This window comes from Streptomyces sp. NBC_00554, assembly GCF_041431135.1.
Classification (GTDB): domain Bacteria; phylum Actinomycetota; class Actinomycetes; order Streptomycetales; family Streptomycetaceae; genus Streptomyces.
This window is the reverse complement of record NZ_CP107799.1, coordinates 3,684,214-3,704,880: the sequence shown is the minus strand read 5'-3', so window position 1 is coordinate 3,704,880 and position 20,667 is coordinate 3,684,214. Positions and strand designations below refer to the sequence as shown.

Annotated in this window: 21 protein-coding genes; 10 read left to right on the top strand and 11 right to left on the bottom strand. The window is 68.4% G+C overall.

Features of this window, described 5'->3' with window-relative positions:
• Window positions 1–63: 63 nt before the first annotated feature.
• Window positions 64–834, top strand: coding sequence for a group II truncated hemoglobin (locus OG266_RS15970; protein ID WP_371546340.1), 771 nt, complete (start codon window positions 64–66; stop codon window positions 832–834).
• 189 nt (window positions 835–1,023) lie between these two features.
• Here OG266_RS15970 and OG266_RS15965 read toward each other — a convergent pair whose 3' ends face one another.
• Window positions 1,024–1,947, bottom strand: coding sequence for a helix-turn-helix domain-containing protein (locus OG266_RS15965; protein ID WP_371546338.1), 924 nt, complete (start codon window positions 1,945–1,947; stop codon window positions 1,024–1,026).
• A gap of 191 nt (window positions 1,948–2,138) precedes the next feature.
• On the opposite strand from OG266_RS15965, the gene OG266_RS15960 reads away from it, so the two are divergent.
• Window positions 2,139–3,179, top strand: coding sequence for an NAD(P)-dependent alcohol dehydrogenase (locus OG266_RS15960; RefSeq protein WP_371546337.1), 1,041 nt, complete (start codon window positions 2,139–2,141; stop codon window positions 3,177–3,179).
• A gap of 57 nt (window positions 3,180–3,236) precedes the next feature.
• Here the strand turns inward: OG266_RS15960 and OG266_RS15955 are convergent, their stop codons facing one another.
• The 3 genes from OG266_RS15955 to OG266_RS15945 form a co-directional block, all read right to left on the bottom strand.
• Window positions 3,237–4,286 (bottom strand): FecCD family ABC transporter permease, encoded by a 1,050-nt coding sequence (locus OG266_RS15955; RefSeq protein ID WP_371546336.1) that lies wholly within the window; start codon window positions 4,284–4,286, stop codon window positions 3,237–3,239.
• Window positions 4,283–5,230: a FecCD family ABC transporter permease gene (locus OG266_RS15950; RefSeq protein WP_371552806.1), complete on the bottom strand. Its 948-nt coding sequence runs from the start codon at window positions 5,228–5,230 to the stop codon at window positions 4,283–4,285. The genes OG266_RS15955 and OG266_RS15950 overlap by 4 nt, the downstream gene beginning before the upstream one ends.
• A 101-nt stretch (window positions 5,231–5,331) precedes the next feature.
• Window positions 5,332–6,387 (bottom strand): ABC transporter substrate-binding protein, encoded by a 1,056-nt coding sequence (locus tag OG266_RS15945; protein ID WP_371546334.1) that lies wholly within the window; start codon window positions 6,385–6,387, stop codon window positions 5,332–5,334.
• A 187-nt stretch (window positions 6,388–6,574) separates the two neighbouring features.
• On the opposite strand from OG266_RS15945, the gene OG266_RS15940 reads away from it, so the two are divergent.
• Window positions 6,575–6,964: a VOC family protein gene (locus OG266_RS15940; protein WP_371546332.1), complete on the top strand. Its 390-nt coding sequence runs from the start codon at window positions 6,575–6,577 to the stop codon at window positions 6,962–6,964.
• 8 nt (window positions 6,965–6,972) lie between these two features.
• Here OG266_RS15940 and OG266_RS15935 read toward each other — a convergent pair whose 3' ends face one another.
• Window positions 6,973–7,779: a hypothetical protein gene (locus tag OG266_RS15935; protein ID WP_371546330.1), complete on the bottom strand. Its 807-nt coding sequence runs from the start codon at window positions 7,777–7,779 to the stop codon at window positions 6,973–6,975.
• Window positions 7,780–7,791: 12 nt separating this feature from the next.
• Window positions 7,792–8,289: a hypothetical protein gene (locus OG266_RS15930; protein ID WP_371546329.1), complete on the bottom strand. Its 498-nt coding sequence runs from the start codon at window positions 8,287–8,289 to the stop codon at window positions 7,792–7,794.
• Between the two features lie 212 nt (window positions 8,290–8,501).
• On the opposite strand from OG266_RS15930, the gene OG266_RS15925 reads away from it, so the two are divergent.
• Entirely contained in the window at window positions 8,502–9,794 is a 1,293-nt protein-coding gene (locus tag OG266_RS15925; protein ID WP_371546327.1) for an ArgE/DapE family deacylase, read from the top strand.
• Window positions 9,795–9,816: 22 nt separating this feature from the next.
• Here OG266_RS15925 and OG266_RS15920 read toward each other — a convergent pair whose 3' ends face one another.
• Window positions 9,817–10,803, bottom strand: coding sequence for an LLM class flavin-dependent oxidoreductase (locus OG266_RS15920; RefSeq protein ID WP_371546326.1), 987 nt, complete (start codon window positions 10,801–10,803; stop codon window positions 9,817–9,819).
• A gap of 293 nt (window positions 10,804–11,096) precedes the next feature.
• Here OG266_RS15920 and OG266_RS15915 point away from each other — a divergent pair, with 293 nt between their 5' ends.
• Window positions 11,097–11,648, top strand: coding sequence for a DUF3455 domain-containing protein (locus OG266_RS15915; RefSeq protein WP_329545786.1), 552 nt, complete (start codon window positions 11,097–11,099; stop codon window positions 11,646–11,648).
• Window positions 11,649–11,754: 106 nt separating this feature from the next.
• Here the strand turns inward: OG266_RS15915 and OG266_RS15910 are convergent, their stop codons facing one another.
• From OG266_RS15910 to OG266_RS15900, 3 genes are all read right to left on the bottom strand, one after another.
• Window positions 11,755–12,168 carry a hypothetical protein gene (locus OG266_RS15910; protein ID WP_371546323.1) on the bottom strand — a complete coding sequence of 138 codons (414 nt, stop codon included), beginning with the start codon at window positions 12,166–12,168 and terminating at the stop codon, window positions 11,755–11,757.
• A 78-nt stretch (window positions 12,169–12,246) separates the two neighbouring features.
• Window positions 12,247–12,588 (bottom strand): VOC family protein, encoded by a 342-nt coding sequence (locus OG266_RS15905; RefSeq protein WP_371546321.1) that lies wholly within the window; start codon window positions 12,586–12,588, stop codon window positions 12,247–12,249.
• 166 nt (window positions 12,589–12,754) lie between these two features.
• Window positions 12,755–13,492 carry an SDR family oxidoreductase gene (locus OG266_RS15900; RefSeq protein ID WP_266455208.1) on the bottom strand — a complete coding sequence of 246 codons (738 nt, stop codon included), beginning with the start codon at window positions 13,490–13,492 and terminating at the stop codon, window positions 12,755–12,757.
• Window positions 13,493–13,597: 105 nt separating this feature from the next.
• On the opposite strand from OG266_RS15900, the gene OG266_RS15895 reads away from it, so the two are divergent.
• Window positions 13,598–14,455 carry a helix-turn-helix transcriptional regulator gene (locus OG266_RS15895; RefSeq protein WP_371546319.1) on the top strand — a complete coding sequence of 286 codons (858 nt, stop codon included), beginning with the start codon at window positions 13,598–13,600 and terminating at the stop codon, window positions 14,453–14,455.
• A gap of 79 nt (window positions 14,456–14,534) precedes the next feature.
• On the opposite strand, the gene OG266_RS15890 is transcribed toward OG266_RS15895, so the two are convergent.
• Window positions 14,535–14,912: a helix-turn-helix domain-containing protein gene (locus tag OG266_RS15890; protein WP_266455202.1), complete on the bottom strand. Its 378-nt coding sequence runs from the start codon at window positions 14,910–14,912 to the stop codon at window positions 14,535–14,537.
• 109 nt (window positions 14,913–15,021) lie between these two features.
• Between OG266_RS15890 and OG266_RS15885 the strand changes: the two genes are divergently transcribed.
• The 4 genes from OG266_RS15885 (at window position 15,022) to OG266_RS15870 (ending at window position 20,599) form a co-directional block, all read left to right on the top strand.
• The gene (locus tag OG266_RS15885; protein ID WP_371546317.1) at window positions 15,022–15,675 is read left to right on the top strand and encodes an NADPH-dependent F420 reductase; all 654 of its coding nucleotides are present in this window, start codon (window positions 15,022–15,024) and stop codon (window positions 15,673–15,675) included.
• A 548-nt stretch (window positions 15,676–16,223) separates the two neighbouring features.
• The gene (locus OG266_RS15880; RefSeq protein ID WP_371546315.1) at window positions 16,224–18,284 is read left to right on the top strand and encodes a restriction endonuclease; all 2,061 of its coding nucleotides are present in this window, start codon (window positions 16,224–16,226) and stop codon (window positions 18,282–18,284) included.
• A 248-nt stretch (window positions 18,285–18,532) separates the two neighbouring features.
• Window positions 18,533–19,543 carry a hypothetical protein gene (locus tag OG266_RS15875; protein ID WP_371546313.1) on the top strand — a complete coding sequence of 337 codons (1,011 nt, stop codon included), beginning with the start codon at window positions 18,533–18,535 and terminating at the stop codon, window positions 19,541–19,543.
• A 279-nt stretch (window positions 19,544–19,822) separates the two neighbouring features.
• A complete protein-coding gene (locus OG266_RS15870) occupies window positions 19,823–20,599 on the top strand; it encodes a hypothetical protein (RefSeq protein ID WP_371546311.1) in 777 nt (258 codons plus the stop codon).
• Window positions 20,600–20,667 lie beyond the last annotated feature (68 nt).

Genomic DNA, 20,667 nt, shown 5'->3' with positions numbered 1-20,667 from the left:
CCAATAGCGAACGGCCCGTCGGAGGGAGAGCTTCCGGCGGGCCGTCCGTGTTTGTGTGGGGGCATGACCGTCCACACCGTCGAGTACATCCGGTACCGCATCCCCGAGCAGCAGTCGGCGGAGTTCCTCGCCGCCTACACCCGGGCCGCCGTCCAGCTCGCTGCGGCTCCGCAATGCATGGACTACGAACTGGCGCGCTGCGACGAGGACTTCGAGCACTTCGTCCTGCGGATCACCTGGACGTCGACCGAGGATCACCTCGAAGGCTTCCGCAAGTCGGAGCTCTTCCCCGACTTCCTGGCCGAGATCCGGCCCTACGTCTCCAGCATCGAGGAGATGCGCCACTACAAGCCGACGGCGGTACGGGGTTCGGGTGCGGCCGTGCCCACGCTGTACGCCTGGGCGGGGGGTGCCGAGGCCTTCGCCCGTCTCACCGAGGTCTTCTACGACAAGGTCCTCAAGGACGACGTCCTCGCCCCGGTGTTCGCGGACATGGCCCCCGAGCACGCCGCGCATGTCGCGCTCTGGCTCGGTGAGGTCTTCGGTGGTCCTGCCGGGTACTCCGAGACGCAGGGCGGGCACGGGCACATGGTCGCCAAGCACCTCGGCAAGGGCATCACCGAGGTCCAGCGCCGCCGCTGGGTCAACCTCCTCCAGGACGCGGCCGACGACGCCGGCCTCCCGACCGACGCCGAGTTCCGCTCGGCGTTCGTCGCGTACGTGGAGTGGGGGACGCGGCTGGCCGTGTACTTCTCCGGCCCGGACGCGGTGGCTCCGGGGGAGCAGCCTGTGCCGCGGTGGGGGTGGGGGGTGGCGCCGCCGTATCGGGGCTAGGGGAGTTTTCTTCGCCCCCTCCGCCCCTACCCGTCCCTTGTTCCTGGGGGCTGCCGCCCCCAGACCCCCGCTGTCGGCCTGAACGGCCTCGTCCTCAAACGCCGGACGGGCTGAACCCCGCGGAGCGGGGGTTTGGGGGCGGCAGCCCCCAAGTGACGGGAATGGGTAGGGGCGGAGGGGGCGAAAAACCTACGACGGTGACCCGGCGCCCGCCCGCGTCGCGTCCCGGCCCCAGCTGGACAGCAGGTGGAGCGCCTCCGCAGAGGGCGACCCCGGCTCCGCGTGGTACGTGACCAGCACCTGCTCAGCGTCCCCGGCCAGCTGGAAGGACTCGTACTGAAGGGAGAGGTCACCCACCAGGGGATGACGCAGCCGCTTCACCCCGTGAGTCTTCTCCTTCACGTCGTGCGTGGCCCACAACCGCCGGAAGTCCTCACTCTTCACGGAGAGTTCCCCGACCAACGCGGACAGCCGAGGATCATCGGGGTGACAGCCCGCGTCCATGCGCAGGAGGCAGACGATGTCGATCGCCTTCTGCTCCCACTCCACGAACAGATCGTGGTACTCGGGCCTGAGGAACACCATCCGCGCCCAGTTCCGCTCCTGCACCGGCAGCTCCGCCCAGTCACCGAACACCGCCGCGGCCATCCGGTTCCACACGAGGACGTCTGACCGCCGCCCGGTGATGTACGCCGGCACCCCGTCCAGCGTGTCGAGCAGCTGCCGCAAGGCGCCCCGTACCTGCTGCGGCCGAGCCCCCTGCTTCTTCTTGTGCTGCTTGGGTTTCGCGAGGTGGGTGAGATGCGCGTGCTCGGCGTCCGTGAGCCGCAGGGCGCGCGCGATCGCGTCGAGTACCTCCGCGGACACGTTCCGTCCGTTGCCCTGCTCGAGGCGGGTGTAGTACGCCACCGACACCCCGGCCAGCTGCGCCAGCTCCTCGCGGCGCAGCCCCGGCACCCGGCGGTGCCGCCCGAAGTCCGGCATCCCCACGTCCTCGGGCTTCAGCCGGGCCCGGCGCGTGCGCAGGAACTCGCTGAGCTCGGCGCGCCGGTCCAGCGGGGGCCCCGCTTCGCCCGAGGGCTGCTGAGAAGACTGAGGGGGCTGTGGGTCCATGCCCTCCAGTATTCACGGTCGTACGCAGACGAAGCGCGGACGAACCTGACCCCGCCAGTAGTAGGACCAGTGAACGTACGTAAAGCCGTGACCTGGGTGAATGTCGCGTGGCCCGGCACGCTGGACGACGTACCCGGTCAGAAGGTCAGAAGGCAGCCGGGTACACGACCACTCCCTAGGAGAACCCCGGCATGACCACTGTTGCTGCGTACGCCGCCCCCGCCGCCAAGGCTCCGCTGGAGCGCACCACCATCGAACGGCGCGAGGTCGGTGAGTTCGACGTCCTGATCGACATCAAGTTCGCCGGCATCTGCCACTCGGACATCCACCAGGCCCGTGAGGGCTGGGGCGAGGCCATCTTCCCGATGGTTCCGGGCCACGAGATCGCCGGCATCGTCACCGAGGTCGGCTCCGGCGTCACCAAGTTCCAGGTGGGCGACCGCGCGGGCGTCGGCTGCATGGTCGACTCCTGCCGCGAGTGCGAGAACTGCAAGGCGGGCCTGGAGCAGTACTGCGTCAAGGGCAACATCCAGACGTACAACGGCATCGGTGTGGACGGCACGCCCACCTACGGCGGCTACTCCACGCACATCGTCGTCGACGAGAACTACACCCTCAGCATCCCCGAGGGCATCTCCCTCGACGAGGCCGCGCCGCTGCTCTGCGCCGGCATCACCACGTACTCCCCGCTCAAGCACTGGAACGCCGGTCCCGGCAAGAAGGTCGCCGTCCTCGGCATGGGCGGCCTCGGCCACATGGGCGTCAAGATCGCGCACGCGCTCGGCGCCGAGGTGACCGTCCTGTCCCAGTCGCTCCGCAAGAAGGACGACGGCCTGAAGCTGGGCGCCGACCACTACTACGCGACCAGTGACCCGAAGACCTTCCAGGAGCTGGCGGGCACCTTCGACATCATCCTGTCGACGGTCTCGGCCCCGCTGGACTTCGGCGCGTACCTGTCCCTGCTGAAGTCGGACGGCGCGCTGGTGAATGTCGGCGCCCCGGAGGAGCCGATCTCGCTCAACCTCTTCACCCTGATCATGGGCCGCAAGACTCTCGCGGGCTCAGGCATCGGCGGCATCCAGGAGACCCAGGAGATGCTGGACTTCTGTGCCGAGCACGGTCTGGGCGCGGAGATCGAGCTGATCACCGCCTCCGAGATCAACGACGCGTACGAGCGGGTCCTCGCGAGCGACGTCCGCTACCGGTTCGTGATCGACACGGCCACGATCTAGCTCTCGCCAGGTCCGGCCAATTGCGCTGAACCCGGGCCCGGTTCTCCGGGCCCGGGTTCAGCGTTTGCCCGAACGCCCCAGCAGCCACAGCAGATACGGCCCCCCGACCAGCGACGTCAGAGCCCCCACCGGAATCTCCAGCGGCGGCACCACCGTACGGGCCACCAGATCCGCGACGACCACGATGACCGCTCCCGTCAACCCGGAGGCGACGAGCGGCAGTTGCGGGGTGCGCGTGATACGGCGGGCCAGCTGCGGCCCGGTGAGGGCGACGAAGCCGATCGGTCCCGCAGCCCCCGTCGCGGTCGCGGCGAGCACCACGCCCAGGAAGGTCAGCCCGAGCTGGGTGCGGTGCACGCGCATGCCGAGCGCGGCGGCCGTCTCGGGGTCCAGGCCGAGCGGTCGCAGCGCCCGGTTCGCCCACACCAGGGCGGGCAGCGAGAGAAGCAGGACCCAGCCGAGCGGCCCCGCCTGCTCCCAGCCCCGCCCGTTGAGGCTGCCGGTCAGCCACAGCTTGAGCGCCTCGGCCTCGGCGAGTTCGCTCTCGGTCAGATACAGCTGTACGACCGCCGAGAGCGCGACCCCGATCCCGACTCCCGTCAGCACGAACCGACTTGGCTGCATCCCGTGCCGCCAGGCCAGCACGTACACCAGCGCGGCGGCCACCAGACCGCCGGTGACCGCGACGGCCGGGAGCGCGCCGGGGGAGGCGACCGTGCCGGTGGCGAGCGCGAGGACGGTCGCGGCGGCGGCGCCGTGTCCGACGCCGATGACGTCCGGGCTGGCGAGCGGGTTGCGCGTCACGGTCTGCACCAGCGCCCCGGCCAGCCCGAGCGCGGCGCCGACCATCGCGCCGAGCACGATCCGCGGGACGCGCAGCTCACCGACGATCAGGTCGTACGGGCCGCCCTGGCCGCGCAGCACCTGCCAGACCTCGCCCGGCGGGATGTACGTCTGCCCGACGCACGCCGACAGCAGCATCACGCCCGCGAGGAGCACGACGAGTGCGCAGACGACGGCTGCCGAACGCCGGTGCAGGAGGACGGAGAGGCCGCGGTGGCGGACGGCGGAGAGGCCCGCTGAGCGGGGGTAAGTGCTGGTGCTCATGCGCCCACCGACTTCCGGCGTACAAGCACGATCAGTACGGGTACGCCCACGAGCGCGGTCATCACGCCCGCCGGGACCTCGGCGGGGGCGCGGACCACCCGCCCGGCCACGTCCGCCGCGAGCAGCAGGGCGGCGCCGAGGAGGGCGGACAGGGGGAGGGTCCAGCGGTGGCCGCCGGAGACGAGGCGCTGGGCGAGGTGGGGGACGGCGAGGCCGATGAAGGCAATGGGCCCCGCGGCGGCGACGGCGGCCGCGGTGAGTACGGTCGCGCCGAGCGCCGCACACACGCGTACGAGCGCGACCCGGTGGCCCAGCGCCCGCGCCGTGTCGTCGCCGAGCGCGAGCGCGTCCAGGCCGCGGGCGCAGGCCAGCACCAGGAGCGCGCCGGCGATCAGGAACGGCAGCATCCGCCCGACGGTCCCGGCGTCGCGCCCGCTGAGCGCGCCCACCTGCCAGAACCGGAACTGGTCGAGGGTCGCCGAACTCGACGTCAGTACAACGGTGGTGGCCCCGGCCGTCATCGCGGACAGCGCGGTTCCGGCGAGGGCCAGTTTCACCGGCGAGGCGCCACCCCGCCCGCGCGAGGCGATGGCGTACACGACACACGCGGCGACGACGGCGCCGGTGAAGGCGTACCAGACGTACCCGGAGAAGCCGTTCGCCCACCCGAGCGCGATCGCGAAGACGACACCGGCCGCCGCGCCCTGGCTCAGTCCGAGGATCCCCGGATCGGCGAGCGGATTGCGGGTGACCGCCTGCAAGGCCGCCCCGGCGAGCCCCAGCGCGGCCCCCGCCGTCAGCCCGATCGCGGTCCGCGGCACCCGCAGCGAACGTACGACCAGCGCGTCCGGTGAGTCCCCGCCGTGCAGGAGGGCGTCGAGGACGGTGGACAGGGGCACGGGGCGGGTGCCGACGGCGAGGCTGAACGCGACGGCGGCGACCATGAGCAGGAGCGCGACGACGAGCCAGGCGGTACGCCTGGCTGCCGTCGCGCGTCGTTTCACCGACCTCGGCGGAACCGCACGTTCCGCCTGAGCTGCCTGACTCACTTGCCGATGGTGTCCGTGAGCTGCTTGATGACGAGCTTGGCGGCGGTCGGACCGGCGTTGAGGTACCAGGGGTCGTCGTCGACCTTCACGGCCTGCCCGGCCTTGACCGCCTTCATCGACTTCCACAGCGGTCCGGCGAGCACGCTGCCCGCGTCGGTCTTGGACGCGTCGCCCTGCACGGAGTAGAAGATCCAGTCGCCGTCCGCGGTGTCGATGCTCTCCGCGCCGATGTCCTGCGAAATCGCGTTGAACTGCTGCGACTTGGGCCGGCCGAGCCCCATGTCGACGGCGATCGAGCCGGTGAACGAGGACACCCCGAACATCCGCGTACGGTCCGGCGTGAACCGCAGCATCGACACGGCGGGATCGCCGAGGCTCTCACCACTGGCGGCGGCGTCGTCCACGATGGAGTCGAGCAGCTTCTGCGCCTGCTCGCCCTTGCCGATCGCGTCGCCGACGAGCAGCAGGTCGCGCTTCCAGTTGATACCGTTGCCGGCCGTCACCACGGTCGGCGCGATCTTCGACAGCTTCGGGTAGAGGTCGCCGAGCGAGTCGTTGAGCAGGATCAGGTCGGGCTTGGCGGCGGCCAGCGTCTCCAGGTTCGGCGCCTGGCGGGTCCCCGCGTCGGTCATCTCCGCGAGCTGCTTCTTGTACGCCGGGAAGGCGTCCGCCAGATAGTCCGGGACGAGCCCGGCGTTGTCGGCGCGGGTCGTGACCGTCGGCACGACGCCCAGGGACAGCAGGTCGTCCAGCTGCCCGGTGCTGAGCACGGCGATCTTCTTGGGCTCGGTCTTGATCTCCGTCTTGCCCTGGAAGTGCCCGACGGTCCGGGGGAACTCCCCGTCCTTGGCACTCCCGGCACCCATGCCGTCCTCGACGGCGCTGGGGGCCACGGAGGGTCCCTCGGAGGCACCGGCCACGAGATTGCGGTCCGAGTCGGAGGCGGTGCTCTCGCTCTTCGAGGAGGATGCTCCATCGCTGGACGAGCATCCGGCCAACAGCCCGCCGACGACGGCAACGGCCAGTACGGCCTTTGATCCCCAGGTGCGCACAACGACTCCGATCGATGAATTAGGTAAGGCTTACCTTAAGCTCTTCCCTGGGGTGGCCTGGACCGGGGGGCGGTCTGGAACGGAGGGTGGACTGGACGGCGTACCCCGGAGTTGCGAGGCTGGCTGTACGAGGTGGCGGCGCGGGCTCTACGAGGTAGCGACGCCGGCTCTACGAGGAGGCTTCGCGATGACCATCGAGCTGAACCACACCATCGTCGCCGCCCACGACAAGAAGTCCTCGGCACGGTTCCTCGCCGACATCCTGGGCTTGCGGGTGGGTGAGCACTACGGCCCGTTCATCCCGGTGCCGATCCCCAACGGCGTCACGCTGGACTACATGGACACCCCCGGGCCGATCCCCCCGCAGCACTACGCGTTCCTCGTCTCGGAGGACGACTTCGACGAGATCTTCGCCCGCATCCAGGCCGCCGGACTCACGTACTGGGCCGACCCGTTCCACCGCCGCGTGAACGAGGTCAACACCAACGACGGCGGCCGGGGCGCGTACTTCGACGACCCGAACGGCCACAACCTGGAAATCCTGACCCGCCCGTACGGAAGCGGCGCCGACGCCTGACGCGCACGTCAGATCCTGCGGATACCGCCCAACTCGCCCGCGAGCAGGTCATCGTGGCCGATGGCGAAGTCCCCGTTGGGGAGAGCGCCCTCGAAGCGCCGCCCCACCACCGCACCGGGCAGGAACCGCCGCAACGCGTGCCGCATGCGCTCGTCGTACGCGACGGGGAAGCCCCACCCCTCGGGTGCCTCGTCGGTACCGAACAGCACCCAATGATCCACCGCCACCTCGGAGTCGAGGTCCGGCACCTCTCCCGTGTGGCAGTCCACCGCGGGCATGGTGAGCACGTCCGGATCGATCGGCGGGTACCACATCAGCAGCGGTTTGGCCTGCGCCGCCTGCGCGTTGTCGAAGCAGCACACGGCAAGGGCGTACCCCGGACACCGCTCCCCGTAGAACCGCAGCAGCGCCTCGCTCAGCCGGGGCCGCTTGTGGGCAGGCACCTCGGCGAGGGCGGCGGGCAGTGCGGCCGGGTCGCGGGCCAGCAACACCGTGTAGATGTCGTGCTCGAAGACCTCGACCTCGGGGGCGGCGTCCCACCCCATCCAGGCGATGCCGTCGTCCGCACGGGTGGCCGGTCGCATCGCATCCACCATCCGCTCCAGAACGTCCGAACTGCGCCCCACCGAAAGGAAGTTGTCCCGGCTCATCCGGTACGTCGGCAGGTGCAGCAGCATGGCGTTGGGGCCGTCGGCCAGATTGACCACGGTGTTCTGGTAGCCCAGGACATGGATCAGACCGTGCGCGGGATGCCGCAGCCGTCCGGCGTAGAGGGTGGTGCCGGAGAAGTCGGCCCGGTCCATCGAGACACACATGGCCGCAAGCTACTACTCCTGCTGGGAACCGCTGTCCGGGGCTCCGGTCTCGGACCGGGGTTGCTCCGACCGGCGGCGGACCGCCGAGAGCAGGCGTCGTATGCCGCCCGCGTGCCCGCCCGTCCCGATGACGAGCCGTCGGTAGAGGCCGCCGGCCAGGCCGGGGAAGACGGCCCGGGTCTCGGCGCGCAGCAGTGTCCGGCCCGGTCCTGCATGGTCGAGGTGGAAGATCAGCGCGTAGGTCGAGAAACGATGGCGCCCCTCAAGTGCCAACTCCCGCCCCGGCAGCGCGGCGGCTACCCGGAACCCGGGGAACGTCGAGCCCTCGGCGAGAGGCCGCGGCCCGGACGCCTTACGGTCGGGGCTTCCGACCAGCCGCGCGTAGCCGGCCGCACGGGGACCCGAGAAGGACCGCTCCACGATTTCGCCCAAGGCATGCCAGACGTCGTCGGCCCCCGCCGCGATGACCGTCACGTGCTCATCCACGAATGGCAACGAAGCGATCTCCACCAGAGCCTCCCGGCATGCTCTCCCGGCACGGATACCGACCAGACCTGGTCTCAATAGTCGGCCAATACGGAGATTGAGTGCCCATTTGGCGGGCCATAGGATCCGGAGTGGTCCAACATCAACGTGAACATCACGCGACGAGACAGCCATGACGCACTGAGTCGTGACGCACTGAGTCGTGACGCACTGAGCCGCGACAGGAGCGACCGCCCATGACCACCGACGTGCCCAGTGCCGAGTTGAGTGCGCAGGAGGCGGCCGCCCTGGCCGCGATCGACGAGGGGGCCATCGCCCGGACCCTTCTCGAGCTGATCGCCATCCCGAGCGTGACGGGGACCCCGGCGGAATCCGAGGCGCAGCACCACCTGGCAGGGCTGCTGGGCCGACTAGGGCTGGACGTCGACCTGTGGTCCATGGACCTGCCCGCACTGCTGGCACACCCCGGCTTCCCCGGGTCGGAGGCCCCCCGGGACGAGGCGTGGGGCCTTGTCGGGGTCACGGAGGACGGCGGTGACGGGCCGACGCTGATCCTTCAGGGCCATGTGGACGTCGTACCGCCCGGTGACCCGGCGGGCTGGGACGGGGACCCGTTCGTGCCGAGGGTGGTCGGGGACACCGTCCATGGCCGGGGTGCGTGCGACATGAAGGCGGGTCTGGTGGCCCACCTCGCCGCGCTTGCCGCGATCCGGGCGAGCGGGGTACGGCTGCGCGGCCGGTTGGCGGCGCACTTCGTGGTGGGCGAGGAGGACGGCGGACTCGGCGCCTTCGGCACGCTCCAGCGCGGCCACACGGGCGACGCCTGCATCATCACCGAGCCGACGGGCAGCTCCCTGATCACGGCCAACGCCGGTGCGCTGACCTTCCGTATCGCCGTGCCCGGTCTTGCCGCCCACGCCAGTTCCCGTGACGCCGGGGTCAGCGCCATCGACGCGTATCTGCCCGTCCACCGCGCGCTGGCCGCCCTGGAGGCCGAGCGGAACACCGACCCGGATCCGCTGATGGCCGAGTACCGCATTCCGTACGCGCTGTCCGTCGGTACGGTCCGCTCGGGCGACTGGGCGAGCAGCGTGCCCGATCTCCTGGTCGCCGAGGGCCGCTTCGGCGTACGCCTGGACGAGGACCCGGCGGCCGCCCGCGCCGCCCTGGAGAGCTGCGTGGCCGAGGCCTGCGCCGCCGACCCGTGGCTGCGCGACCATCCGGCGAAGGTCACCTGGCCCGGGGGCCAGTTCGCCAGCGGGCGCCTGCCGTTGGGGCATCCGCTCCGGGATGTCGTACGTGGGGCGGCGCACGCCGTCGCGGGCGGTGCCCCCGCTCCGCACGAACACGGCGCCCCGTACGGCAGCGACCTGCGGCTCTACGCCGCCGCCGGAATCCCGACCCTGCAGTTCGGCCCGGGCGACATCCGCGTCGCACACAGCTCGCAGGAGCGGGTCTCGGTCTCCGAGATCGTGCACGTGACGCGTGCGTTGATCGTCAGCGCGCTGCGTACGGTCGGTACCAAGTGATACCGCCGCATGATGTGCGCCGCTAAGGCGCCGTCGGCATCATGACGCGCTGCTTGACGAGTTCGTACGACCTCAATCGGTCGGCCAGCACGTAGACGGGTGTCACCAGCATGAGTTCGTCCGCGCCGGTCACGTCCACCAGGGTCGCCAGCTGTTTCACGACGGTTTCGGGTGAACCGAGTGCCTGGTGGGCACGGAAGCCCGCCAGCGTCCGCGCTTCTTCCGCGGTGAACGGGTGGGTGGTTGCCTCTTCGGGCGTGGGGAAGGTGATGTCGCCCTGTCCCTTGAGGAGTGCGGCCTTGACGACATCCATCGGGCCGGCGAGCCGGGCGGCCTCTTCCTCTGTCTCGGCGCAGACCGTTTCCACGCAGAGCAGCACGCGTGGGCGCTCGCACCAGCGGGAGGGGGAGAAACGCTCGCGGTAGTGGCTGAGCGCGGCAAGGGTGTTGTCGGGCCGGATGTGATGGGCGAAGGCGATCGGCAGTCCGAGTTCCGCGGCGAGCGCGGCGCCCGCGGTGCTGGAGGACAGCAGCCACGGCTCCGGGAGCGGGTCGAGCGCGATCTCGTCCACCAGGAAACGCAGAATCGACGACACGTCGTCGCGGTACTCGGCGTCCGTTGTCGGACCTGCCCCACGGCGCAGCGCCCGCGCCGTGGAGTCGTCGAAGGTGCCCGGGCCACGGCCGATGCCCAGGTCGATCCGGCCGGCGTGCAGTGCGGCCAGCGTGCCGAATTGCTCCGCCAGCATGATCGGGGCGTGGTTCGGCGCGAGCACGCCCCCGGAGCCGAGCCGGATGGACGACGTCAACGCGGCCGCGTGGGCGGTCAGTACGACGGGCGGGAACGCTCCGATGGCCGGAGAGTGGTGATGCTCGGCGTACCAGAGCCGCCCGTAACCGAGATCCTCCAGGCGTCGGGCGAACTCGGTGGTGTCTCGTAGCGTGTCTTCCGCGCGGGCGCCCGTCTGGACCATGGCCACCTCGAGCGCGCTGAGCGGAACAGTGATCATTCGGTCAGTATAGGAAACGTCCGTCGGCGCCAACTCCCTTTGCGTGCAAGGCCGGTCGAGCTGAACGCCCTACGGCGACACTGCGTACCCATGAGGCGGGATGATCCCGGATCTGTCGTCGCGTCAACTGTCTTACGAGAGTCTTACGTGAGCCGAGTATTCATGAATATTTTCCTGCTTCGCTGGCTCGGCGGACCATGCTGTTCCGGCACGCGGACAACGTACGGCGTCCGCGTCCACACCCACGATCTTGTTCAGAGAACGTTTCAGAGAACGTTTTGGAGACCAACTCGATGAAGCTCGCCAAGCGTCTGATCCTCACCACCACAGCTCTCGCCACCGTGACCGTCGGCTCGCTCCTCGGCGCGACGGTCGGCCAGGCGGCAACCGCGCAGCCCGCCCACGCCGGCGTGGACGCCCCTGCCGCGCTGAAGGTCCCGGAAGGCAACAGGCTCACCGGCGTCTTCTCCGCCGCGGGCGTCCAGACCTACACCTGCACCGACGGTGCCTGGAAGCTGCTGGAACCCGCCGCGACCCTCTGGGCCAAGAAGGACCGCTCCCACCGCCCGGTCGCCCTGCACTCCCGCGGCCCCGTCTGGGTGTCCACGGTCGACGGCAGCGCCGTCAACGCCGCCGCCATAGCCACCTCCCCCAAGACCGGCACCATCCCCGAGCTCCTCCTGCAGTCCACCGCCACCCGCGGCACCGGGGTCTTCGCAGGCGTCTCCTACATCCAGCGCCTCGACACCGAGGGCGGCGTCGCCCCCGCCACCGCCTGCACCGGCACCGACCAGACGAGCGTCCCGTACACCGCCACCTACGCGTTCTACAAGCCCGCCAAGTGATGCGGTAAGGATCAACGGCAGGGGCCCCTGGAATTCGCCGATTTCGAGGGGCTCCTGCCCAGCCGTGTGAGACGAGACGGCAATTGCCGGAGCCCGGCGTCAGGCGTCACGACGCGTAGTAGGCGGCGTACCAGGCCGAGTGACTCGCGGCGGAGAAGTCCTCGAAGTCGCCGGCCGCTTCACAGCGGAGCAGCCGTTGCAGTGCCGCTTCGGCTTCGGGCAGGCGTTGGCTCGACAGATACGCCTTGGTCCTGGCAAGACCGCCTCCGCACAGCAACTGAATGTCGATCGAGCAGCCTGCGTCCATGCTTGCGGACTTGGCCTGCCAGATGAGCAGCACGTCGTCGAGAACCCCGGCGTTGAACAGCTGCACGCAGCACAACTTCATCAGCTCCGTGTCACCGTCGCCCTGCGCACGCTTCTCCAGCAGGGTTCGTACGGTGAGCAGACCTCGCACTTCGTCGAGGTCCGCGCCGACGGGGTGCAGGCCGTAGCGGCGCAGGCTTTCGTCTTCGTCCATCGCCATGCTTTCTCGCGGTTCGGTTCGGTGATCCGACCGCTCAACCGGAGCTGCCTTCTCGGTCCCCTTCACCCGCGATCAGTGTGAAGCGCCGCCGAATCCGAACTCGTTGCCGTCCGGGTCGTGGAAGGTGATCTTGCGCATGCCTTCCGGGTAGGTCTCGCGGCTCGTGGGCCTCAGTCCACGGTCGGCGATCTCGGCGACGCGGGTGTCGAGGTCGTCGACGAGGACGGTGTGCATGGCGTTGCCGGCCTGCTCGGGGCGATGCTCGATGTACACGTACCGATGTTCCGCGAGTTCCCAGACGGCTTCCGTGTCGTTCGGCAAGAACGCCGGCGGGGAGCCGAGGAGCCGTTCGTACCAGGCCAGTGCCGCCGTGTAGTCGGTGACCGGGATGCCTGCGAAGAGATCGAGGGGCATGCCGCAATGGTAGGTCCGGCGAGTCTCCGAATCAGAGGATCAGCCGTCTGCCTTGGCCACCGATCGGGCGGGAAGCGCTCGTCCCGGTGAGCCGGGGCGGTCGCGTGACTCGCGGGGCTGCGCCGCGGGTGTCGGCGGGTCGGCCGTATCCGAGGGGCGCGGGAGGTCAGCTCTGGGCGGCGGGGCGTACGACGATCTCGTTCACGTCCACGGTGTCGGGCTGTTCGATGGCGAAGGCGATGGCCCGGGCGATCGCTTCCGGCGGGATCGCGATGTCGTCCCGCATCTTCGTGATGTCGGCGCGGACCTCGCTGTTGGTCGACGCCTCGGCGAAGTCGGTCGCGGTCACCCCGGGCGAGACGGTGGTCACCCGCATGGAGCCGCCCGACTCCTGACGCAGACCTTCGCAGATGGCCCGGACCGCGACCTTCGTACCGGCGTAGACAGCCATGGCCGGCGCGACGCGAAACGCGGCCGTGGAGGCGACGGTGACGAAGTGGCCCGTGCCCTGCTCCCGGAAGACCGGCAGCGCGGCACCGATTCCGTGCAGCACACCCTTCACGTTGACGTCGACCATCCGGTCCCATTCGTCGACGCGCAGATCGTCGAGGGGCGAGATCGTGCCGAGCCCGGCATTGCTGACGAGTACGTCGAGGCGGCCGAAGCGCTCACGGGCGACCGCGACCAGGGCGTGCAGGTCCTCCCGTCGGGTCACATCGGTGCGGATCTGCACGGCCTCGCCGCCCGCCTTCTCGATCCGGGCGACCAGTTCCTCCAGCCGCTCGGTCCGGCGTGCGCCGAGGACGAGTCGCGCGCCGCGTTCGGCGAGCAGCAGCGCGGTCGCCTCACCGATGCCGCCGCTGGCCCCTGTGATCGCCACTACCTTGCCGTCGATTCCCGACATGATGCCTTCCTCCTTGAGTCGTGTTCTGTACTTGAACCCAGTGTGCGGCGGGTTTAGCCTGGTATCCAGAGCGCATTTATCCTGGAATAAGGGCTGCCACACACCATGCCGAAACAGCCGGACCGCCGTCAGGAACTGGCCGCGTTCCTACGCAGCCGCAGAGAGCGCGTCACTCCGGACGAGGTCGGCCTGCCGGGGACCGGTCGCCGCCGGACGCCGGGGCTGCGGCGGGAGGAACTCGCCCTGCTCGCCGGGATCAGCGCCACCTGGTACACGTACCTGGAGCAAGGGCGGGAGATCCGCGCCTCGGAGCAGGTATTCGAGTCCCTCGCCTCGGTACTGCGGCTGAACCGGCACGAGCGCGGGCATCTGCTCCAGCTCGCCGGTCACGCACCACCGGCGGAAGCCGAGGCATCCGAACCCCTCACACCCGAAGTGGCGGCCGTCCCGCTCCTGTTGCAGCCGCACCCCGCGTACATCATCGACGGCAACTACGACGTCCTCAGCCACAACCAGGCCGCCGACCAGCTGTTCCCGAACCTCATCACCGAGGACGACAGCCCGGCGAACTTCGTCCGCTGGGTCTTCCTCGAGCCCGTCGCCCGGGATGTGCTGGTCGACTGGGAGCCGGAGGCCCGAGGTCTGCTCGCCCGGCTCCGGACACTGGCCGGACGCCATCCCACCGACCCGCGCTTCACCCGGCTGATCGAAGAGTTGCACGAGGGCAGCCCGCAAGCACGGGCCTGGTGGGCCCAGTACGAGGTGCAGCCCCGGCACAGCGGACGGAAACGGCTACGGCACCCGGGCCGCGAACCGGTCGACTACGCCTACACCGCCTTCCACCTGGCCGAACAGCCGGAACAGACCCTCGTGATCTATCTCGCCGGCGGCACTGAACCGGCCGAAGGAACGCGGGCGAGTGCGGCGGCGGCGCTGATGGGTACCGTCCACCCGTCTGCGTAGCGTCGTGCGGCCGCTCATCCGCGTATGCGTGGTGTCGTACGGCCCCACCGGACAGGCCCAGTTGGCAGGGAGAGGTACGTCATCCAGGCGTCCGTGCCGCGCTTTCCTGGGCTTCGAGAAGCTCGTCGCCGTGCTCGACGGCCCAGCGTCCGAGCGCCGTCATCGGGCCCTCGACGAGGCTCTGTCCCAGACTGGTCAGGCCGTACTCGACACGAGGTGGCGCCTCGGCGTGTGCGTGACGGTCGACCAGGCCGGCGGCGAGCAAGCGGTGCAAGGTATCGGTCAGGACCTTGTCGCTGATGCCGCCGATCTCGGTACGCAGTGCGCGGCGTCGGCGCGGTCCCGTGCGAAGAGCCGCCAGCACAACGGGATCCCAGGTGTGGGCGAAGAGATCGGTGGCCGCACGCAGACGGCAGTCGGCGACCAACTCGTAGCAGTGGGCTTCGCGATCAGTCATCTCGCCGCCCATCCTCGCGCGTTGGTTACGCACCGATCGGTGCGTAACGCCTTCCTTACCGTAACTGCCCTACTGGCTACTGCTTGCTACTGCTTGAGAGGCAGCGACGATGCGAATCGGGATCCTGGGAACGGGGACACTGGCGGCGGCCCTGGGCGAGGGCTGGGCGCGTGCGGGGCACGAGGTGGCGATCGGCGGACGGTCGCAGCTCAAGGCGGAGAAGCTTGCCGAGCGGCTGGGCCACGGAGTGCTCGCCGTCGCGCCACGCGAGGTGGCCATCGGGCGCGATGCCGTACTGCTCGCCGTGTCATGGGACGGCGTCGAGGACATGCTGCGATCGGCGGGTGCGCCTGACGGCGTCCTCGAGGGGACGCCGTTGATCGATCCCACGAACGCCGTCGCACACGGTGTCGGCACTCTGCTCACCGAACCCGGCGAGTCGATGGCGGGGCGGATCGCCGAACTCGCCCCAGGCGCCCACGTCGTGAAGGCGTTCCACCTCTTTCCCGCCGACCAGTGGACGAGCTCTCCCGACCCTGACCGAACCCGCGTGACCGTCGCGATGTGCGGCGACGATACGGCGGCACTCCACACCGTCGGCGAACTGGTGCGTGGCGTCGGCGGGACACCGGCGGTACTCGGGACGCTGGACCGCGCCCACCAGCTGGAAGAGGTGGCGGGCTTCGTCATCGGGCTGGCGTTCGCGGGCTTCGACCCCAACTCCGCGGTCCCTTGCGTCGCTTCATTGCCTGCGGTGTCCTGAGCCGTCGTTCACAAGGCCGCAGCCCGCCATGAGGTTGTAGCGCGCCATGATGTCGAGGAGCAGTTCGACTCAGGCGTCCGCAGACTCTGTGCGGACAGAGTCTGTCAGCGGGGCTCACTTGATACCGGGCCCAGGAGCACCGCTATGGCAGCCAATAAGCAGGAGACTCCCGCACCTGTGCGGGCCTGAGACCGCCGCCGCATGCCCATGCTCCTCGCCCAGCGGGTCGTTGCGGGCTTTCCATGCCCGCGGTTCGGGCCGGCGACACCGCAGAGCCAAGAGGTATCCATCCGAAGTACCAGGCAGCCTCTGATTGGTCATCCATTCGCGGACTCGACGGTCCGAGGAGCGGCCACTTGGACAGTGCCGTGTGCCGCAGCTTCAGGCGCGTCCAATGAGTTGACCTGCAGAGTCGGATCTCCACCCAGCCTTTGGCGAATGCATATGCGCGGCGGCAGTTGCTGGATAGAGTCGTCTCGTCACAGTTGGTTGTGGGGACAACCGAAGTGTCTTTCGGCTGCCAATGTCCTGGGGAGGGCCTGCAGCAAATGAGTCGTCGTTCTACCGGTTTTGTCGGCGCGTGGGCTGAGGTGCAACGGCAGCAGCAGCGCCAGTCGGAAGCCGAGACCAGGCAGCGGAGACAAGAAGCTCAGCAAGCGCGGGCTTACCAGCGGCGAGCTGCCCAAAGCCATCGCGAGTACAGGCAGGCAGATGCGTTGCGTCGCACGGAGGAGCTGGACGCAGAGGTAGCGGCACTGCAAAGCCTTCTCGCTTCAGGTTGCGACGCTCCGGCTTTCAGGGCGTCCTCGCTCAAGCGAGCCGAGGTCGTTCAGCCTTTCGCTCCAGGTCCGTTGGCGCAGCCGCTGCCCATGCCGGATGTCAATCAGTACCAAACGCAGAGTGGTTGGACGGCGAGTCGCCGGGCTCATGCTCAAGCCGAGGCGCGGGCGCGTTTCGAGCGGGACCTGCAGGCTGCACAGGCAGCGGAGGCTCACCGTCAACAGCAACTGGCCTCGTATCAGCGTGAGTACCAACAGTGGGTCGACGCCCAGCTGGCCGAGGTGCGTGAGCACAACGCCGGCGTGGTCGCGATATCCGAAGGCGTGAGGCGCCGAGATCCCGATTCCGCGGTCGAGTACTTCTCAGCTGCTCTCTATTCCTCAACGGCGTGGCCTGAGGGCTTCCCACGACAGATAGCGGCCGCGTACGACTCCGCTGCCCGACAGCTGGTGCTCGACTGGGAGTTGCCCTCCTACGACATCGTCCCTGCGATCAAGTCCGTTCGGTACATGTTCGGGACCGACCAGGACAAGGAGACCCCCCGCCCGGAAAGCCAGCGGCGGGCTCTGTACAAGGAGATGCTCGCGCAGTGCATGTTGCTTGTCCTGCACGAGCTCTTCGCCGCGGACGAACAAGGGGCGCTGGAGTCAGTGGCCCTGAACGGGTTCGTTGACGGACATGACCCCACGACGGGCCGACCGGGCCACATCTTCCTCGCGACGGTCATGGCCTCACGCTCTTCGTTTCGTGACTTGCACTTGGCGCAGGTGGATGCAGGGAGTTGTCTGGCCGGCGCCCTGAGAGGGCAGCTTTCAACCAGGCCGGACCAACTCACACCGGTACGGCCGAGCCGCAGGCCACAAGACGTCGGAAACCGCGTTGTCGCCCACGGCAGCGACGAGGAACCGGACCTGTACGACATGGACCCGGTGGAATTCGAGAATCTCGTTGCTGATCTCTTCCGGGCCATGGGAATGCAGGCGGTGACGACCCAGCGCTCAGGCGATGGAGGTGTGGACGTCGACGCGCTGGATCCGACACCGATCCGAGGCGGCAAGATCGTCGTACAGGTGAAGCGCTACCGCAACACGGTGCCGCCCACTGCCGTGCGTGACTTGTACGGGACTGCGCAGGGTGCGGGCGCCAACAAAGGCGTCCTGGTGACGACGTCAGGGTTCGGCCCCGGCTCACATACCTTCGCCAACGGCAAGCCGTTGGAGCTGATCTCGGGCACGGAACTCGTCGACCTGTTGCATCGTCACGGACTGCGCGGACGATTGGGCGAGGGTGGTCGTCAAGCCTTCCCGCAGCCGACCCCGACGGACCCGAACACTCGGCTCCCCGACGACTACAACGTGCTGGGAATGTCGTGGGCCGGAAGCGTCGCCTTGGACGTGTGCGCGCTCGTCTGCCATGGCAATCGCGTCCTCAGCGACGATCACTTCGTCTTTTTCAACAATCCACAGACTCCCGACGGCTCCGTGCGTGCCCTTCCCGCGGTGGCGCCTGACAAGGCTGCGATCTGTGTCGCCTTCGACGGGCTGCCGGTGGAGGCTGATCGGTTCGTGCTGGTGGCGGCCATCGATCCGGAGGTCAACCCGGACGCGGATCTCTCGGGATTCACGGATGCCTGTATCCGGCTGCTCGATCCGGTGATGTCGGAGCTGGGACGGCTTGAGGTCTCTGACGGCCGACCGCTCGAAACCGCCTTGGTCCTCGGTTCCTTCCGCCGAAGGGCCAGCGGAGACTGGGAGTTCGTCCTTGGCGGCAAGGGCTACACGGGTGGCCTGGAGGAACTCGTTCAGGACTACGGCATCGATGTGGAGTAGGTCAGCCTGGGTATGGATGAGGTCTGTGAACGCGGCTTGATGATCCAGACCAAGCCGTGCTCACAAACTCTTTGTTAGTGGAGCCACTGATTCCGGAAATGGCGAATAAGTGGCTGGTTGCGAACCAATTGTCGATCTCACTAGCCGATGAAACGGAGCATTTCCTACCTTCTGCTGGGCGTCACGTTTCGTCCACACCATCATGAGGAACCATGAATCGCTCGTGGCCTCAGAGATGGAGGCTCGTCGTGAGCAAGAGACCAAAGACGATCACTCTCCTATCGTGCGGCACCGTGCTCGCTGCGCTTCTTTTGCCTGCCGTGCTGCTGCACGGCCAACTCCTCGGCACCGGCGACTCGTCACAGCTGGCAGCCATCCTCACGTACATCGGAGTACTGGTCACCGCATCGGTGTCGCTGATCGGATACGGAATCAACCTCCAGACGGAACGGCGACTGGAGAACGAACAAGACGAGCAGCAACGGCAGTTACGGCTCGACGCGGCGATGCGTGCCGGGCAACTCGTCTCGCCCCGTGATTCAGGGCCTGCGCACCCAGCGGCATTGGCCTCGGGGCTCTTGGCGCTGACAAGGCTTGACCAGGCGGAGCTTGCGGTGGTTCTCCTTGTGGATCTGTGGTCCTGCGAGCCCGATGGGAGCCGGCCCGAGCTTCGAGATGGAGACGAAAGGTCGCCCAGGGTCTCGCACGAAACAGCCATCCTCGTGATCGATGCGGCTCTCAGATCCGCCTCCCCCGGCGCACGACTTGTCGCTGCAGAACTGCTCTGCCGAAATGCGACCAGACTTGACACCTGCCAATCCCTGCACTGGCCCCGTGTGGTGGACGGCTGCTGGGATCCAACGTTCAGCCCGAAAACGAAACTACTGATCGTTGAAGCCTTGGTGAGAATGACCATGTCTGGCCCAGCCGAGGAAGGAGCTCTGCGGTCGGTGGCAGTGCGCCTTTACGCGATCTGGGATGGGGATCCCAGCCCAGAGGTCAAAGGGTGCATCGGCAAGTTCATCGGAAAGATCATCGGGCGGTTGGGGGACTTCGGCGTCAAGCAATTCGTGCACGGGCCGAAGATGGAGATGGTGACCATGGAGAGCCTGCAAGCAGCTGCGAGAACCGCCGCCGACAACCCCGACGACTACCTGGCTAAGCTCTCGAATGAGCTAGGGAACGCTCTGGGCGAGTGGGCGGCCTCGTGCCATGCACAGCCAGCCAGACCGGGAGCGTTGGCCACAGCTGCGGTCTAGCCTCAGTAACACGCAAGTGACGCGAGACCTGCACAATGCGCGCTCGGTTAGTTGGGCCGAGCATGCTGGACTTGACCACACAACCACACCTAATTGCTTCGTCCACCGACCTACCCATCACACGAGATCAGTCAGCGTTAAGCGACGCTGTCGTTGCTGTGGGTTTGATGGCCCATGTCAAGCCGTGCTCACAGACCATTTGCACCAGAGCCCAGACTGCCCAGTGGCCGGCCGCAAGGCACGCCCGGGCGATGCGCCAAGCGTCGTAATCTTTGCCTCGTGACCAGCGAGAATCAGGAGAGTGGCGGCTACACCTCCGATGGACTACCCCACCACCAGGCGTTGCTGGACGGCACGGATTGGGCGTCACTCGGCACGGCCAGAGGGGATGGCGGATTCCTCCCCGCCGCCCTGGCTCGCGTTCTCGACCTCAACCCGGCGATCCAGATCAGGGCTATCAGCGAGCTGGAGCCGGTATGCCACCAGAACAGCTTCTACGAAGCCACTCTCCCTGTGGCCCGCTATGTGGCCGCGGTCCTTGCCCACCCCTCCACGACGACCGTCGGACCGGACCGACGGACTGATCCGGAAACGGGCAATCCAGTCCGTGCGACCCTGCTGAATTGGCTCGGATCACTTGCCTACGATGCCGATGACGAGTGCCTTGCCATCGGCGGACGCGGCTTCAACGGCGACTACCTCGCCGACTATCCCGAAATGCGCGCCTTTCGGGACCACCACCCCGCGTTCTATCGGGCCGTTTCCCCCTTCCTGGGTGACGAAGACACAGACGTGCGTGATGCCGCCGTCACTGCCGCCGTCCCGTTGATCGAGCATCCCGACCTCACCTGCCACCGGGACGACGTTGGACGCCACGTCCGTCGCCTCCTGACTGACAGCACCGACCGCTACAGCCGTAGCCGCTGCCTGGACGCACTCAGGAACTGGGGATACGAGACCACCGCACTGGAGACCGCCGCCGACATTGCCGCACGCACTCAACATCTCCGCGGCGGCGACTGGACCGGGGGCTTCATAGACGAGCCTCCGTTCTGACCCGTTCAGCGCAGGCTCCCCCGGGGCGCTCCTGTCGGCGGCGACAGACACGGGTCGGTCAACACGGC

Bases quoted from the DNA above. Each gene is read 5' to 3' on its own strand.
- OG266_RS15940 (WP_371546332.1), top strand. From the start codon at position 6,575: ATGACCATCGAGCTGAACCACACCATCGTCGCCGCCCACGACAAGAAG.
- OG266_RS15900 (WP_266455208.1), bottom strand. From the start codon at position 13,492: ATGTCGGGAATCGACGGCAAGGTAGTGGCGATCACAGGGGCCAGCGGC.
- OG266_RS15965 (WP_371546338.1), bottom strand. From the start codon at position 1,947: ATGGACCCACAGCCCCCTCAGTCTTCTCAGCAGCCCTCGGGCGAAGCG.
- OG266_RS15880 (WP_371546315.1), top strand. From the start codon at position 16,224: ATGAGTCGTCGTTCTACCGGTTTTGTCGGCGCGTGGGCTGAGGTGCAA.
- OG266_RS15935 (WP_371546330.1), bottom strand. From the start codon at position 7,779: ATGTGTGTCTCGATGGACCGGGCCGACTTCTCCGGCACCACCCTCTAC.
- OG266_RS15955 (WP_371546336.1), bottom strand. From the start codon at position 4,286: ATGAGCACCAGCACTTACCCCCGCTCAGCGGGCCTCTCCGCCGTCCGC.
- OG266_RS15960 (WP_371546337.1), top strand. From the start codon at position 2,139: ATGACCACTGTTGCTGCGTACGCCGCCCCCGCCGCCAAGGCTCCGCTG.
- OG266_RS15905 (WP_371546321.1), bottom strand. From the start codon at position 12,588: ATGCCCCTCGATCTCTTCGCAGGCATCCCGGTCACCGACTACACGGCG.
- OG266_RS15915 (WP_329545786.1), top strand. From the start codon at position 11,097: ATGAAGCTCGCCAAGCGTCTGATCCTCACCACCACAGCTCTCGCCACC.
- OG266_RS15890 (WP_266455202.1), bottom strand. From the start codon at position 14,912: ATGACTGATCGCGAAGCCCACTGCTACGAGTTGGTCGCCGACTGCCGT.
- OG266_RS15910 (WP_371546323.1), bottom strand. From the start codon at position 12,168: ATGGACGAAGACGAAAGCCTGCGCCGCTACGGCCTGCACCCCGTCGGC.
- OG266_RS15970 (WP_371546340.1), top strand. From the start codon at position 64: ATGACCGTCCACACCGTCGAGTACATCCGGTACCGCATCCCCGAGCAG.
- OG266_RS15885 (WP_371546317.1), top strand. From the start codon at position 15,022: ATGCGAATCGGGATCCTGGGAACGGGGACACTGGCGGCGGCCCTGGGC.
- OG266_RS15950 (WP_371552806.1), bottom strand. From the start codon at position 5,230: ATGGTCGCCGCCGTCGCGTTCAGCCTCGCCGTCGGCACCCGCCCCGTG.
- OG266_RS15895 (WP_371546319.1), top strand. From the start codon at position 13,598: ATGCCGAAACAGCCGGACCGCCGTCAGGAACTGGCCGCGTTCCTACGC.
- OG266_RS15920 (WP_371546326.1), bottom strand. From the start codon at position 10,803: ATGATCACTGTTCCGCTCAGCGCGCTCGAGGTGGCCATGGTCCAGACG.
- OG266_RS15925 (WP_371546327.1), top strand. From the start codon at position 8,502: ATGACCACCGACGTGCCCAGTGCCGAGTTGAGTGCGCAGGAGGCGGCC.